This is a genomic window from Cognatilysobacter xinjiangensis (assembly GCF_014651995.1).
GTDB classification, from domain to species: Bacteria; Pseudomonadota; Gammaproteobacteria; order Xanthomonadales; family Xanthomonadaceae; genus Cognatilysobacter; species Cognatilysobacter xinjiangensis.
In genome coordinates this window covers 1,313,815-1,328,354 of record NZ_BMXY01000001.1, presented here as the reverse complement: position 1 = coordinate 1,328,354, position 14,540 = coordinate 1,313,815, and the positions used below count along the sequence as shown (strand labels likewise).

Here is a 14,540-nt window from a genome sequence, read left to right as displayed (position 1 = left end):
GCGCGCGCTCAGCATCGGTCGGGTCGTAAGTGCAGGACTAATGCCATCGTGCTGACCCCCGGACGACCTCGCGGCGAGCGGGGCCTGCCCTGGATCGCGTCCTCGTCGAAGGACAGCGAGATCCATCGCCTGCGCGGGCTGGTCGCCGCGCTGGGCGCCGTGACCGAGCATCCGGGAACCACGCAGTCCTTCATCGAGTACGCGCTGGAAAAGGCGGTCGAGATCACCCGCGCCACCGGCGGCGTGGTGCTGCTCGACGGCGCCGATGCCGGCCTGTCGATCGCCTGCGCGATGGGGCAGATGGCCAAGCTCGACGTCGATGACTACAACGGCGGCGCGACGCTCGCGCGTGCCTGCCTCGAGAGCGGCGTGCTGCTGCGCAGCGATGCGACGGCCACGGACGAACGCATCCGCGGCGGCGCGCGCCGTCGCCAGTCGCTGCACTCGCTGATCGCCGCGCCGATGCGCTACGGCGACTCCGTTCTGGGCGTACTGGAGGTCTGCTCATCGGTCACCCACGCATTCGACGACATCGACGCGCAGGCGATCGGCCTGATGGGCAACGCCACCGGCGGGGCGCTGGGCCGGCAGCTCGCGCTCGAGGAGAACGCACGCCTGCTGCGGCGCCTGCACGACGTACTGCTGGACACGCAGGCCACCGCGCAGATGTACCAGAGCGCCGCGTCACTCGATGCGCTCACGGGCCTGCCCAACCGCTCGGCCTTCGAGGCGCAGCTGGAGGCGGTCTGCAGCGCGCACATGGGCCAGCCGCACCGCTTCGGCCTGCTGTTCATCGACCTCGACGATTTCAAGGACGTCAACGATACGTACGGCCATGCGATGGGCGACCAGGTGCTGCGCGCCACCGCCGCCGCACTGCGCGAAACGCTGCGCGATACCGACGTGGTCGCGCGCCTGGGCGGCGACGAGTTCGTGGTGCTGCTGTCCTCGCTGCGCGACGCCGATCGCGACGTGCGTTCCGTGGCCGACGCGGTCGAGGACGAGCTCGCACGGCCGCGGGTGGTCAACGGCGTGCGCCTGCGGATCAAGTGCAGCGTGGGCTGGGTGATCCACGACGGCGAGGCGCACGCGTCCGACGTCATGCAGGCGGCCGATGCGCGGATGTACGAGCAGAAGCGCGCGCGCCGCCAGCGCTGAGCGCGACCGCACGCTCACGCGTGTGGGGCTATCCAGACGGCGATGCGGCATCGCCGCGACCCACGAAGGGAGGCCCCACATGCACGACCGACTTTCCGCCGCGCGCCTGCTCGGCGTCGCGCTGCTCGCCGCCGTTGCGGCGACCGCCTGCCAGCGGGGGCAGGGCAGCAACGACACGCTGGCCGACGGCACGATCGATCGCCCGACGGCCAACAACGGCTCGACCGCGGCAGGCCCCGGTGCCCCGCCGGTCGACTCGGCCAGCCCGGCGTTGGGCAACAGCGCCTCGCAGCCTGGCACCGGCGCCGGCAGCGCTCCGACGCTGGTGCTGGTCCCGCAGGGGCCGCGCGGGCCGTACCTCAGCAATTCGGCAGGCCAGTCGCTGTACTACGTCGAGGGCGACCGCGATGGCAGCAAGTGCGCCGGCGACTGCCTGCAGGCCTGGCCGCCAGTACTGGTGTCGGGCCAGCAGCCGAACGGCGGGCCGGGGCTGCAGGGCGCGATGATCACCACCGTCAACCGCCCCGAGGGCGGCACGCAGGTGGTCTACAACGGTCATCCCCTCTACCGCTACGCCGCCGACGCGGGCGCCGGTGCCGCCAACGGCGACGGAGTGAAGGACCGCTATGGCACCTGGCATCTCGCCACGGCCGAGATGGCCGGGGGCGCGGCCGCGCAGTCGGGTACCACCAGCGGTTCGACGACGGGCGGTTCCACAGGCGCCGGCGCGAACGGCGCGGGCACCAATGGCACGGCCCAGCCCACGACGGGCGGCTGAGCCAAGGCGCGGTGGCCGGCGCTGCCGGCCGCCCGTTTAGCCCACCGCGCGGCGCGCTGCGTCCATCTGAAGGTGGATCGCATCGCGGCCGGCCGGCGAAAGCGCGCGGTCCCAGGCGCTCTGCAGCAGGCCCTTCGCGTACAGCTCGTCCTCGAGCTGCTTGTCGATCCGGGCGCGGGCGTCGACCGCCAGCAGGCGGAGCGCGCAGATTTCCCGCGGGGTCAGGCTCGTCGGCTGTATCTCTTGGCTCATCGGCACTTCTCCCCGGTCATGCGGGAGTCAGTCTCGTCGCCGGAACCCTCAAGGCCGCGTGAAATGCGCGTCGCACCGCGGGTGAGCGGACGGGCGGCGCGTGGTGGCCGCCCCGTGGTCCATCAGGCGGCGGTCGGCTTCGTCAGTCGCCCAGCACCAGCAGGAACGGACCGAGCTGCGAGGTCATCGACACCAGCACGTGCATGCCGTCGTCCAGCGCCGACACCGGCGTCTCGAAGTCCGGCGGCGAGGCGCGGTAGTTGGCGTCGTCGGGCAGGTTGTCCTTGACGACGTAGCCCATCAGCACGTTGACCAGCTCGCCCAGGGCATCCAGGGCGAGTTCGTCGTCGCAGGCCTCGGCAGGGATGGAGAGGAAGGCCTGCGCCATCGCCTGCATGGTTGCGGTATCGCAGGCGATGCCGATGGCGAGCGGGCGCTCGGCGGCGACGCGCACCAGCGCCATCACGTCGGTCGTCGGCGGGTTCTTCGGATCGGCGACGCTCGAGAACTGGCACTGGGTGCGCAGCAGGCGCGGGAAGAGCTTGTTGCAGGTCGCGATGGAGTTGCCCATGCGACGGCCGAGCTGGTGCGCGGCCTGCAGCGCGTCGAGCGAGCGCATCGCCTCGTCGCGCTCGCCGGCATGGATGCGAAGCTCGCTTTCCAGGCGCTCGCGGTCCAGGAAGCCTTCCTCGACGAGGATCTCGCCGAACAGCTTGCGGCGCGATTTCTGGGCATCGAGCAGCACGCCGACCTCGTCGGCCGTCAGCAGGCCCATCGACTGCGCGATGTCGCCGAAGCGGCGGTCCTCGCGGCGCTGGCGCTCGTTGATGGCCAGCGCCTGGTCGGCGGTGAGCATGCCCTTCTCGCAGGCGATCTCGCCCAGCGCGGGGTTGGAAACGCGCTGGATCTCGAGCGCGCGCAGCAGTTGTGCCGCGTCGATGACGCCCTTTTCCAGCAGGAACTGGCCGAAGAACTTGGCTGCCATGGTCGGGGCCTCAGGCGGTGGCTTCGGCGGTGACTTCGGCCAGCACGCGCGCGAGGGTGTCGCGGTCGATCGGCTTCTGCAGGTAGCTCTTGGCGCCCATGGCCAGGCACTGCTCGATGTCGTTCTGGGCGCCCAGCGAGCTCAGCACCACGACCTTGGCGGCCGGATCGAGTTCGAGGATGCGCTTGAGCGCGGCCTTGCCGTCGACCTTCGGCATGACGAGGTCCAGCAGCACCACCGCGGGCTTGAGCGCGAGGTACTGCTCGACCGCCCGGATACCGTTTTCGGCTTCGCCCGCGAGCGTGTAGCCGCAGGCGTCGATCTGCTGCGCGGTAAGCATGCGCAGCGCACGGGAGTCGTCGCAGAGCAGAACGGTGGGACGGGCGGTCATGTCGTATGTCCTGGCGCGAGTGCGGCGCGCGTATGCCGTGGGCGTCGTGATCGGCCCTCCGAACGTGCTAACGGCAGGCGCCGCGCTTCCTTGAGGGCTTCACGCGCGAAGGTGCCGGACCGCCGCGCGTCCTGCCCGCAGCCCGCTCGCGAAACAGGCCGTGAGCAGATAGCCGCCCGTGGGCGCTTCCCAGTCGAGCATCTCGCCGGCGACGAACGTGCCCGGGCGCTGGCGCAGCATCAGGCCGTCGTCGAGCGCTTCGAGGCGGACGCCGCCGGCCGAGCTGATCGCCTCGTCGATGGGGCGCGGCGCGACGAGTCGCAACGGCAGGCGCTTGAGTGCCGAGGCCAGGCGCACCGGGTCGTCGGTGAGCGGATGGCCGAGCGCCTCGTGCAGCAGGCCGGCGCGTACGCCGTGCACGCCGGCCGCGCGACGCAAATGGTCCGACAGGCTGCGCCCGCCGCGTGGACGGGCCAGCGCGGCGCGCAGCATGGCCTCGTCGCGGCCAGGCACGAGGTCGAGCTGGAGCAGGGCGTGGCCGTCGCGGTCGATGGACTCGCGCAGGTCGGCCGACATCGCGTAGACGAGGCTGCCTTCGACGCCCGCCGCACTCACCACGCATTCGCCCTGCAGCGCGCGCTCGATGCCGCTCGCGTCCGTCCAGTGCGCGATCACCGGTTTGAGCGGCGCACCCGCGAAGCGCTGGGCGAAGTGCGGCGTCCAGGCGACGTCGAATCCGCAGTTGGATGGACGCAGCGTCGTCACGTCGATGCCAGCGTCGCGAAACCGTACGACCCACGCGCCGTCGGAGCCGAGCTCCGGCCAGCTGGCGCCGCCGAGCGCGAACAGGCTGGCGCGCGCGGCGTATTCGCGCTCGCCATCGGGCGTATCGAAGCGAAGCGCGCCGTCGTCGGCCCAGCCCGTCCAGCGATGCTGCACGTGGAAACGCACGCCGGCTTCGCGCAGGCGCCGCACCCAGCCGCGCAGCAGCGGCGCGGCCTTGAGGTCGGTGGGAAACACGCGGCCCGAGGTGCCGACGAAGGTCTCCACGCCGAGCCCGCGCGCCCAGTCGCGCAGCGCGTCGGCATCGAAATCGTCCAGCCAGCGCCCGACCTCCCGCGCACGTTCCCTGTAGCGCGCGTCGAACGCGGGGCGCGGCTCGGAGTGCGTGAGGTTGAGGCCGCCCTTGCCGGCGATCAGGAACTTGCGGCCCACGGAGCCCTTGGCATCGAACAGTTCGACCTCGACGCCCGCGGCGCGCGCGACCTCGGCCGCGATCAGGCCGGCGGGCCCACCGCCGACGATGGCGAGGCCGGGGAGTTCGGAACGGGGCGGCGACATGGCACGGGACATCGATTCGGGCCGCACAGCATGCCTGCACCGGCCGTCCGCACGGTATCGTCGGCGCTTCGAACGACGACACGACCTCGATGACGCCACGTCTTTCCGCCTGCCTGCTCGCCCTCCCGCTGCTGCTCGTCGCGCCCGTCCATGCGCAGGTCGAGCAGGCCCTGCCTGCGGAAGCCGCGCGCGACGCGCTGCCCGCGCAACTCGCCGACCTCGACGCCTTCGTCGAGGGCACGCGCCAGCGATTCGATGTGCCCGGCATCGCCGTCGCCATCGTCAAGGACGGCCGCATCGTGCTGGAGAAGGGCTGGGGCCTGCGCGAGATGGGCAAGCCCGGCGCGGTGACCGCGCACACGCGCTTCGCGATCGCGTCGAACACCAAGGCATTCACCGCGACGGCGATTTCGATGCTGGCGGACGACGGCAAGCTCTCGCTCGACGACCGCGTGATCGACCACCTGCCGTGGTTCCGCATGTCCGATCCGTACGTCACCCGCGAGATGCGCATCCGCGACCTGCTGGCGCACCGTTCTGGCCTCGGCCTCGGCGCGGGCGACCTGCTGTACTGGCCGGGCACCACCTACAGCGGCGAGGAAGTCGCGCGCCGCCTCAAGGACGTGCCGATCACCGGCGGATTCCGCAGCCAGTACGCCTACGACAACATCCTGTTCGGCGTCGCGCAGCAGGTGGTCGAGCACGTGTCGGGGCAGGATTTCCGCAGCTTCCTGCAGTCACGCATCCTCGATCCGCTGGGCATGGACGAGACGCGCTACAACTCGGATTTCCTCAAGCCCGGCGACGAGGTCGCGATCGGCCACGCGCCGATCGACTTCAAGGACGTGCGCCCGCTGGCCGCGCCGATGACCTGGTCGAACGTCGCCGGCGCCGGCGGCATGTATTCGAGCGTGCACGACATGGCGCGCTGGATGCAGGTGCAGCTGGCGGGCGGCGTAATCGAGGGCGAGGGGGCGAACGCCCGCCGCCTCGTCAGCGAGAAGCGCCACCAGGGCATGTGGCAGCTGGTAACGCCGATTCCCGTCTCGCGGCCGACGGTACCCGAGCTCGCTCCGCTGACCCCGAATTTCGCCGGCTACGGCGAGGGCTGGTTCCTGTCGGACTACCGCGGGCACAAGCTGGTCTGGCACACCGGCGGCTGGCCGGGCATGGTTTCGAAGGTGACCATGGTGCCGAGCCTCGGCGTGGGCGTGGTCGTGCTCACGAATGCGGAGTCCGGTGGCGCGTTCAATGCGATCACCTACCGCGTTCTGGACGCCTACACCGGCGCGCCGAAGACCGACTGGGTGGCGGCCTACGGCAAGGCGCTGGACAAGCAGCGCGGCGACGCGGACGAGAGCTGGAAGAAGCACCTGGCCAAGCGCGACGCGAAGTCCAAGACGTCGCTGCCGCTCACGGGCTACGCCGGCACCTACCGCGACCCCTGGTACGGCGACGTGGTCATCGAGCCCGCCGGCAACGGCCTGCGCATGCGCTTCACCAGGACCCCCGAGCTGGTCGGCCGGCTGGAGCACTGGCAGCACGACAGCTTCATCGTGCGCTGGGACCAGCGCTGGCTCAACGCGGATGCGTTCGTCGACTTCGACCTCGACCACGACGGCGCGATCCGCGGCGTGCGCATGCAGTCGGTGTCGCCGATGACCGACTTCAGCTTCGATTTCCACGACCTGCGCCTCGCACCGGTACCAAAGTCATGAGTGCGACGGCCGCGCGCCGTCTATGCTGCGTTGCCCCTGACCGGAACCGTGCATGAGCTGGATCGCGATACTCGTCGTCATCCTCGGGCTGTACCTCGCGTACAAGGCCGTGGGGCTGCTCGTCCGCCTGCTGCTGTGGGCCGTGGTGATCGGCGCGATCTACTGGATCGCCGCGCCGCACCTCGGCCTGCCGCTGCCGGGCTGACGCCTGTAACGAACGCGGTGGGGGACCGCACATGAACTGGCACGTCTATTCCATCGGGCCGATCGACTACGGCTGGCACCAGCTGCGCACCGTGCGCGAGACGCTGGAGGTGGCGGCGGTGCCCTGCGAGGGCAGCGACCCGCGCGAGGGCCTCGATACGTCCTCGTCCATCGCCTTCCTGAAAAGCTGGGAGTCGGCGAAGGAAGCCGCGCTGGCCGCGGGCTGGGAAGGCGGCTTCCGCCTTGAACCGCGCGTGTTCTGGGTACCCGACGACCTGCAGATGACGCACGGCTTCGTGTTCAAGCAGGAGCACAACGGCGCGACCTTCGTCGCCAGCCCGCAGCCGCTGCCGCATCTGGCCGCGCTCGTCCCCGCCTGAACGCGGTCCCGCGTCGGGGATGGGGCGGCGCGGCCGCTCCGTACAATGGCGCGCATGCTCCTGAACATCGCCGCCTACCACTTCGCCACCGTCGACGCCCCCGATGCGCTCGCCGCATCGCTTCAGGCCGCCGCCGAGGCGGGTGACGTTCGAGGCACGATCCTGGTCGCGCCCGAGGGCGTGAACCTGTTCCTCGCCGGCAACGAGCCGGCGGTGGAGGCGGTGCTCGACGTACTGCGTGCCGATGCGCGCTTCGACGGGCTGGAGGTCAAGCGCAGCTGGAGCCGTGCGCAGCCGTTCGGCCGCCTGAAGTGCAAGGTCAAGCCCGAGATCATCACCTTCCGCCGCGACGGCACCGCGCCGCTGGACGCCCGCGCGCCGGCAGTGGATCCGCCGACGCTCGCGCGCTGGATCGCGCAGGGCCATGACGACGCCGGCCGCCGCCTCATATTGCTGGACACCCGCAACCGCGAGGAATACGGCTACGGCACGTTCGAGAACGCGCTGACGCTGCCGATCGACAACTTCACCGACCTGCCGGCGGCGCTGGCGCCGCATCGCGAGGGCCTGGCCGACGCCACCGTGGTGAGCTTCTGCACGGGCGGCATCCGCTGCGAGAAGGCGGCGATCTGGCTGCAGGGCGACGGCATGGACAACGTGCTGCAGCTCGACGGCGGCATCCTGGGCTACTTCGAGCGCGTCGGCGGCTTCGGCTTTGATGGCCGCTGTTTCGTCTTCGACGGCCGCGTCGCGTTGGCCCCCGACCTGTCGCCCCTGGTCGACGACGCCGCCTGACTCACCGGCGTTTCACTCCGCGTCGGCGGTCGATGAGGTCCCCTTGTGGCAAGCGGCGAGGCCGCAATCCCGAGGAGACGAGATGGACATGCGTGACGACATGCGCACCGCGGCGCCGGACCGCGACGACAACATCGAGAAGCTGCGCGAGCTGGCCAAGGGCCTGCATGTGGCGATGCTCACCACGCAGGGCGAGGACGGGCGCCTGCTGAGCCGCCCGCTGGGCGTGGCGGAGATCGAATTCGACGGCGACCTGTGGTTCGCCACCGGCCTCGACAGCGAGAAGGTGCGCGAGATCGAGGCGAACCCGCAGGTCAACGTGGCCTTCGCCTCGAAGGACAACGGCACCTACATCTCCATCTCGGGCCGCGGCTCGATCGTGCGCGACCGCGCCGAGATCGAGCGTCGCTGGAAGCCGGGCATGGGCGTGTACTTCAAGGACGGCAAGGACGACCCGAACGTCTGCCTGATCCGCGTCGAGGCGCAGAGCGCGGAGTACTGGGACGGCCCGGGCACGCTCGCCGGCAAGGCGCTGCACTTCCTGATGACGGCGGTGACCAAGGACCCCGGCGCGCTCAGCGACAACCAGCGCATCAACCTGCAGTAACGCGCGCGGCGGCGATCGCCACTACATCCGCGGAAAGCGACAACGAGAAAGGGCTGGCGATTTCGCCAGCCCTTTCTCGTGCGGCCGTGCGACGGCGCGTGCCGGCCGCGGTGTCGCGACGCAACGCGCCGATCCGCGTCAGCGATCCCGGCGCGGCCCGCGCGGGCCACGGTCGAAGCCGCCACGGTCGCCGCGCGGCGGCGCACCGTCGTCGCGGCGGATCTTGAGCTGCTGCCCCGCCACGCGCACGCGCTTGAGGTGCTCCATGGTCTCGCGCGGCATGCCCTCGGGCAGGTCGATCAGGGTGAAGTGGTCGCGAATGTCGATGCGGCCGATGAAGCGGCTCTCGAGATCGGCCTCGTTGGCGATCGCGCCGACGATGTTGCCGGGCTTCACGCCATGGGTGTGCCCGACTTCGATGCGGAAGGTCTCCATGCCCGGCTCGGGCCCGTTGCGCTGCGGGCGCTCGCGGCGCGGCGCGTCGTCGAAGGCGCGCTCGGCGTCGTTCTGCTCGCGACGCGGCTCGCGCTCGAAACGTGGGCCGCGCTCGGCGAAATCGCTGGCCGGACGGCGTTCGGCGAAATCGCGCTCCTGGCGCGCCGGCGGACGCTCGTTGCGCGGGAAGTCGCGGTCCTGGCGCTCGGCACCGGTGCCCTCGAAACGCTCGATCGCGGGCCGTGGCGGACGGTCGTTGCGTGGCGCATCGCTGCGGGCCGGGCGCTCACCGTAGGCACGCTCGGGTCGGCCGCCCTCGCGCTCGAAACGTCCGGGGCCGCGCTGGTCGAAGCGGGCAGGGCGCTCGCTACGCTCGGGGCGACGGTCCTGGCGCGGCGCCTCGCGCAGCGGATCGGGGCCACTGGGCATCAGCAGCGGCGACTCGCCCTGCAGCAGGTGCGCGAGCGCGGCGGCGATCTCGATGGCCGGCACCTCGCGCTCGTGCTCGAAGCGCGCGATCAGATCGCGGTACATCGCAAGGTCGGGCGACTCCAGCGCTTCGGAGATGCGGGTCAGGAAGCGGTCGACACGGCGCTCGTTCACCGCCTCGATGGTCGGCGCCTCCATCGGCTCGATCGGCTGACGCGTGGCGCGCTCGATCGCGCGCAGCATGCCGCGCTCGCGCGGGGTCACGAACAGGATCGCCTCACCCGTGCGGCCCGCGCGGCCGGTGCGGCCGATGCGGTGCACGTAGCTCTCGGTGTCGTACGGAATGTCGTAGTTGAGGACGTGCGAGATGCGGTCCACGTCCAGCCCGCGCGCGGCCACGTCGGTGGCCACAAGCACGTCGATGCGGCCGTCCTTGAGCTGCTGGACGATCTTCTCGCGCTGCGCCTGCTGCACGTCGCCGTTGAGCGCGGCGGCGGCGATGCCGCGCGCGGCCAGCTTGTCGGCCAGCTCCTCGGTGGCGATCTTGGTGCGCGCGAACACGATCATCGCGTCGAAGCTCTCGGCCTCCAGCACGCGGGTGATGGCGTCGAGCTTGTGGTGGCCGCTGACCAGCACGAAGCGCTGGCGGATGTTGGCGGCGGTGGTCGTGGTCGACTTGATCGCGATCTCGACCGGATCCTTCAGGTGCGTCTGCGCGATGCGGCGGATCGGCGGCGGCATGGTCGCGGAGAACAGCGCCACCTGGCGCGTCGGCGGCGTGGCGTCGAGCACCGCCTGCACGTCGTCGATGAAGCCCATGCGCAGCATCTCGTCGGCCTCGTCGAGCACGAGGCAGCGCAGCTCGGAGAGGTCGAGCGTGCCGCGCTTCATGTGGTCGATGACGCGGCCCGGCGTGCCGACGATGACGTGCACGCCGCGGCGCAGCGCGGCCAGCTGCGGGCCATAGCCCTGGCCGCCGTAGATCGGCAGCACCTGGAAATTGGGCAGGTAGGTCGCGTACTTCTGGAACGCTTCGGCCACCTGGATCGCGAGCTCGCGCGTCGGCGCCAGCACCAGCGCCTGCGGCTTGCGCTGGGCCGGGTCGATCTGCGCCAGCACCGGCAGCGCGAAGGCGGCAGTCTTGCCGGTGCCGGTCTGCGCCTGGCCGATGACGTCGCGGCCGGCCAGCAGCGGCGGAATGGTCTCGGCCTGGATGGGCGAGGGGGTCTCGTAGCCCACGTCGGCAAGCGCGCGAAGCAGCGGCGCGCCGAGGGCTAGATCGTTGAAAATGAGGGAGCTGGGTGCGTTTTCGGCGCTCATGGCAGCTGGATATCGGCGCCGGGCGTGCCGGTCGGAGGGGCGGCAGTCTACCCGCCCGCCTGCATGATCACCGTGCAAGCACTGCGATGACGCGTATCGCCGCGGCCCGGAAACGACCGCACAGGCATGACGTCGCGGCCCGTAGGATGCGCGTCCGTGCCGTGCATCGAGCCACCATGAGCCTCGCCGACCTGCAGTTCGACAACCGTTTCGTGCGCGAGCTGCCGGGCGACCCGCGCGAGGGTCCGGGGGTGCGGCAGGTGCACGGGGCGCTGTGGTCGAAGGTGGAGCCGACGCCGGTGGAGGCGCCGCGCGTCCTGGCCGTGTCGCGGGAGATGCTGGACGCGCTGGGCCTGACCGAGGCCGAGGCAGCGTCGCGCGAGTTCGCACGGCTGTTCGGTGGCAACGCGATCCTGTCGGACATGGCGCCGTACGCCTCGAACTACGGCGGCCACCAGTTCGGCCACTGGGCGGGCCAACTGGGCGACGGGCGCGCGATCACGCTCGGCGAGGTCGTCAACGCCGCCGGTGAGCGCTGGGAGCTGCAGCTGAAGGGCGCCGGGCCCACGCCCTATTCGCGTACCGCCGACGGCCGCGCCGTGCTGCGCTCGTCGATCCGCGAGTTCCTCTGCAGCGAGGCCATGCACCACCTCGGCGTGCCGACCACGCGCGCGCTCAGCCTCGTCGCCACCGGCGAATCGGTGGTGCGCGATATGTTCTACGACGGCCATGCCGCGCCCGAGCCGGGTGCGGTGGTCTGCCGCGTGGCGCCGTCGTTCATCCGTTTCGGCCATTTCGAGCTGCCGCCGTCGCGGGGCGACGTGCCGCTGCTCGACAAGCTGGTGCGTTTCTGCATCCGCCGCGACTTCCCCCATATCGACGCCGACGGCCCGAACGCGCTCGGCGACTGGTTCGGCGAGGTCTGCGAGCGCACGGCCGTAATGGTCGGCCACTGGATGCGCGTGGGCTTCGTCCACGGGGTGATGAACACCGACAACATGTCGATCCTCGGGCTCACCATCGATTACGGCCCTTACGGCTGGATCGACGACTACGACCCGGACTGGACGCCCAACACCACCGACGCCCAGCGCCGCCGCTACCGCTTCGGCCAGCAGCCCGCCGTTGCCTACTGGAACCTCGGGCGCCTCGCCGGCGCGCTCGCGCAGCTCGACGGCGATGTCGCGCCGCTACAGGCGGGGCTGGCGCGTTACGTCGAGGCCTACGAGCGGACCGAGCGCGGGAACGCGGTCGCCAAGCTCGGCCTGGGCGCATTCCGCGACGGCGACCTCGAGCTGATGACCGCGCTGCAGGACTGGATGAAGGCCACCGAAGTCGACATGACGCTGTTCTTCCGCGCGCTCTGCGATGTCGACCCGGGCACCGCCGGCCCGGACGACTTCGCCGCCGCGTTCTACGACGAGGGCAAGCGGCGCATCGGCGAGGACGGGCTGCGCGAGTGGCTGTCGCGCTACGCCGCGCGGCTCGCCGACACGGTGGGAGATCCCGCACGCCGCGAGGTCATGCGCCGCGCCAACCCGCGCTACGTGCTGCGCAACTACCTCGCGCAGCAGGTGATCGACCGCGCCACGGCCGGCGATGCGTCGGGCATCGCGGAACTGCTCGACGTCATGCGAAGGCCGTACGACGATCAGCCCGGCCGCGAGGAATTCGCCGCGCGACGCCCCGACTGGGCGCGCGAAAAGGCCGGTTGCTCGATGCTGTCCTGCAGCTCGTGAGGCCCTCGGCGTGCACGGCCGCGTAAACTGCGCGCATGCCCCTCATTACCCTCCAGTCCGTCGACTACAGCGTCGGCGGCCCGCTGCTGCTCGACCACGTTGACCTGTCCATCGAACCCGGCGAGCGCATCGCCATCATCGGTCGCAACGGCGCCGGCAAGTCCACGTTGCTCAAGCTCATCTCGCGCGACCTCCAGCCCGACGATGGCGAGCTGCGCTACGAGGACGGCGTGCGCGTCTCCCGACTGGAGCAGGAAGTGCCGGCCGACACCGCGGGCGACGTGTTCGACGTCGTCGCTGGCGGCCTGGGCGAGCAGGGCGCGCTGCTCGCCCGCTTCCACCATCTCAGCCACGCGGCCGAGGTCGATGGCACCGCTCTGGCCGAGGTGCAGTCGCGCATCGAGGAACTCGGCGCGTGGACGCTGGAGCAGCGTGTCGGTGAGACGCTGACGCGCCTCTCGCTAGACGGCGACCGGCCGTTCGCGGGCCTTTCCGGCGGTATGCGTCGCCGCGTGATGCTGGCCCGCGCGCTGGTCGCGCAGCCCGACGTGCTGCTGCTGGACGAGCCGACCAACCATCTCGACATCGAGTCCATCGACTGGCTGGAAGGCTTCCTCAAGAGCTGGCGCGGCACGCTCGTCTTCATCACCCACGACCGCCGCTTCATGCGCGCGCTGGCCACCCGCATCGTCGAGATCGACCGCGGCGCGCTCACCAGCTGGCCGGGCGACTGGGACAACTACCTGCGTCGCCGCGAGGAGCGCCTGCACGCCGAGGCGCAGGAGAACGCGCGCTTCGACAAGCTGCTGGCGCAGGAGGAAGTCTGGATCCGTCAGGGCATCAAGGCGCGCCGCACACGCGACGAAGGCCGGGTGCGCCGCCTGAAGGCCATGCGCGACGAACGCGCGCAGCGTCGTGAGGTCACCGGCAAGGTGCGCATGGAAGCCGCACAGGGCGACGCGTCGGGCCGCAAGGTCATCGAGGCGAAGAACGTCACGGTGACGCTCGGCGGCCGCGGCATCCTGCGCGACTTCGAAACCACCATCTTCCGGGGCGACCGCATCGGCCTGATCGGCCCGAACGGCAGCGGCAAGACCACGCTGCTGAAGACGCTGCTGGGCGAGCTGACGCCGGACAGCGGCGAGGTGCGCCTGGGCAGCGGCCTGCAGATCGCCTATTTCGACCAGTACCGGCAGACGCTCAACGAAAGCTGGAACGCGATCGAGAACGTGGCGGAGGGCAGCGAGTTCGTCGAGATCAACGGCAAGCGCAAGCACGTCATCGGCTACCTGCAGGATTTCCTGTTCACGCCCGAACGTGCGCGCGCGCCGATCACGCGGCTCTCCGGCGGCGAGCGCAACCGCCTGCTGCTGGCGCGCCTGTTCGCGCAACCGTCCAACCTGCTGGTGATGGACGAACCGACCAACGACCTCGACGTCGAGACGCTCGAGCTGCTGGAGGAGCTGCTCGGCGACTACGCCGGCACGCTGCTGCTGGTCAGCCATGACCGCGATTTTCTCGACAACGTGGTTACGTCCACGCTGGTGATGGAAGGCGAGGGCCGCGTCGGCGAGTACGTCGGTGGCTACACCGACTGGCTGCGCCAGCGACCGCAGGGCGAGGCGCGTGCGTTCCGCGGCGAGCCCGCAAAGGCGGCTGCGCCACAGGCGTCGACGCCGCCGCCCGCTGCGCCCCCGCCCGCGAAGCGCAAGCTGAGCTACAAGGAGACGCGCGAACTCGAGGCACTGCCAGGCCGCATCGAGGCGCTGGAAGCCGAGGTCGCGAAGCTGACCGAAGCACTGTCCGACCCCGGCTTCTACTCCCGCGACGCCGCGGCGATCAGCGCGCACAACGCCGAGCTCGCGCGGGTGCAGGCGGAGCTCGATACCGCGTACGCGCGCTGGTCGGAACTGGACGCCTGAGGCAGGAACAGCGCGCGATGGGCGCCGGGCCGCGCACCGGCGGCCCATGAAAAAGCGCACTTGCGGATGGCCGCACCCGGATCACG

At 70.9% G+C, this 14,540-nt stretch carries 14 protein-coding genes; 9 read left to right on the top strand and 5 right to left on the bottom strand.

Annotated features, from left to right (window positions below):
* Positions 1–48: 48 nt before the first annotated feature.
* Positions 49–1,158 (top strand): sensor domain-containing diguanylate cyclase, encoded by a 1,110-nt coding sequence (locus tag IE066_RS06250; protein ID WP_189447850.1) that lies wholly within the window; start codon positions 49–51, stop codon positions 1,156–1,158.
* A 79-nt stretch (positions 1,159–1,237) separates the two neighbouring features.
* Positions 1,238–1,936: a COG4315 family predicted lipoprotein gene (locus IE066_RS06245; RefSeq protein WP_189447848.1), complete on the top strand. Its 699-nt coding sequence runs from the start codon at positions 1,238–1,240 to the stop codon at positions 1,934–1,936.
* A gap of 36 nt (positions 1,937–1,972) precedes the next feature.
* Here the strand turns inward: IE066_RS06245 and IE066_RS06240 are convergent, their stop codons facing one another.
* The 4 genes from IE066_RS06240 to IE066_RS06225 all read right to left on the bottom strand — a co-directional run bounded on the left by IE066_RS06240 (position 1,973) and on the right by IE066_RS06225 (position 4,905).
* Positions 1,973–2,188 carry a hypothetical protein gene (locus IE066_RS06240; RefSeq protein ID WP_189447847.1) on the bottom strand — a complete coding sequence of 72 codons (216 nt, stop codon included), beginning with the start codon at positions 2,186–2,188 and terminating at the stop codon, positions 1,973–1,975.
* Between the two features lie 142 nt (positions 2,189–2,330).
* A complete protein-coding gene (locus tag IE066_RS06235; protein ID WP_189447845.1) occupies positions 2,331–3,173 on the bottom strand; it encodes a cyclic di-GMP-binding domain-containing protein, MshE-related in 843 nt (280 codons plus the stop codon).
* A 10-nt stretch (positions 3,174–3,183) separates the two neighbouring features.
* Positions 3,184–3,564, bottom strand: coding sequence for a response regulator (locus IE066_RS06230; RefSeq protein ID WP_189447843.1), 381 nt, complete (start codon positions 3,562–3,564; stop codon positions 3,184–3,186).
* Between the two features lie 99 nt (positions 3,565–3,663).
* The gene (locus IE066_RS06225; RefSeq protein WP_189447840.1) at positions 3,664–4,905 is read right to left on the bottom strand and encodes a TIGR03862 family flavoprotein; all 1,242 of its coding nucleotides are present in this window, start codon (positions 4,903–4,905) and stop codon (positions 3,664–3,666) included.
* An 89-nt stretch (positions 4,906–4,994) separates the two neighbouring features.
* Here IE066_RS06225 and IE066_RS06220 point away from each other — a divergent pair, with 89 nt between their 5' ends.
* The 5 genes from IE066_RS06220 to IE066_RS06200 all read left to right on the top strand — a co-directional run bounded on the left by IE066_RS06220 (position 4,995) and on the right by IE066_RS06200 (position 8,609).
* Positions 4,995–6,623, top strand: coding sequence for a serine hydrolase (locus IE066_RS06220; protein WP_189447838.1), 1,629 nt, complete (start codon positions 4,995–4,997; stop codon positions 6,621–6,623).
* A 52-nt stretch (positions 6,624–6,675) separates the two neighbouring features.
* Complete coding sequence (locus IE066_RS06215) at positions 6,676–6,828, top strand: hypothetical protein (protein ID WP_189447836.1); 153 nt, start codon at positions 6,676–6,678, stop codon at positions 6,826–6,828.
* Positions 6,829–6,859: 31 nt separating this feature from the next.
* On the top strand, positions 6,860–7,207 hold the full coding sequence (locus tag IE066_RS06210) for a hypothetical protein (RefSeq protein WP_189447834.1): 348 nt from the start codon (positions 6,860–6,862) through the stop codon (positions 7,205–7,207).
* Between the two features lie 54 nt (positions 7,208–7,261).
* Positions 7,262–8,002, top strand: a complete 741-nt coding sequence (locus tag IE066_RS06205; RefSeq protein ID WP_189447832.1) for a sulfurtransferase — start codon at positions 7,262–7,264, stop codon at positions 8,000–8,002.
* A gap of 88 nt (positions 8,003–8,090) precedes the next feature.
* Complete coding sequence (locus IE066_RS06200) at positions 8,091–8,609, top strand: pyridoxamine 5'-phosphate oxidase family protein (RefSeq protein ID WP_229790745.1); 519 nt, start codon at positions 8,091–8,093, stop codon at positions 8,607–8,609.
* A 138-nt stretch (positions 8,610–8,747) separates the two neighbouring features.
* Here IE066_RS06200 and IE066_RS06195 read toward each other — a convergent pair whose 3' ends face one another.
* On the bottom strand, positions 8,748–10,793 hold the full coding sequence (locus tag IE066_RS06195; RefSeq protein ID WP_189447830.1) for a DEAD/DEAH box helicase: 2,046 nt from the start codon (positions 10,791–10,793) through the stop codon (positions 8,748–8,750).
* Positions 10,794–10,969: 176 nt separating this feature from the next.
* Here IE066_RS06195 and IE066_RS06190 point away from each other — a divergent pair, with 176 nt between their 5' ends.
* Together IE066_RS06190 and IE066_RS06185 are read left to right on the top strand one after the other, a co-directional pair.
* Positions 10,970–12,532, top strand: a complete 1,563-nt coding sequence (locus IE066_RS06190; protein ID WP_189447828.1) for a protein adenylyltransferase SelO — start codon at positions 10,970–10,972, stop codon at positions 12,530–12,532.
* A gap of 35 nt (positions 12,533–12,567) precedes the next feature.
* Entirely contained in the window at positions 12,568–14,454 is a 1,887-nt protein-coding gene (locus IE066_RS06185) for an ATP-binding cassette domain-containing protein (protein ID WP_189447826.1), read from the top strand.
* Positions 14,455–14,540: the final 86 nt, after the last annotated feature.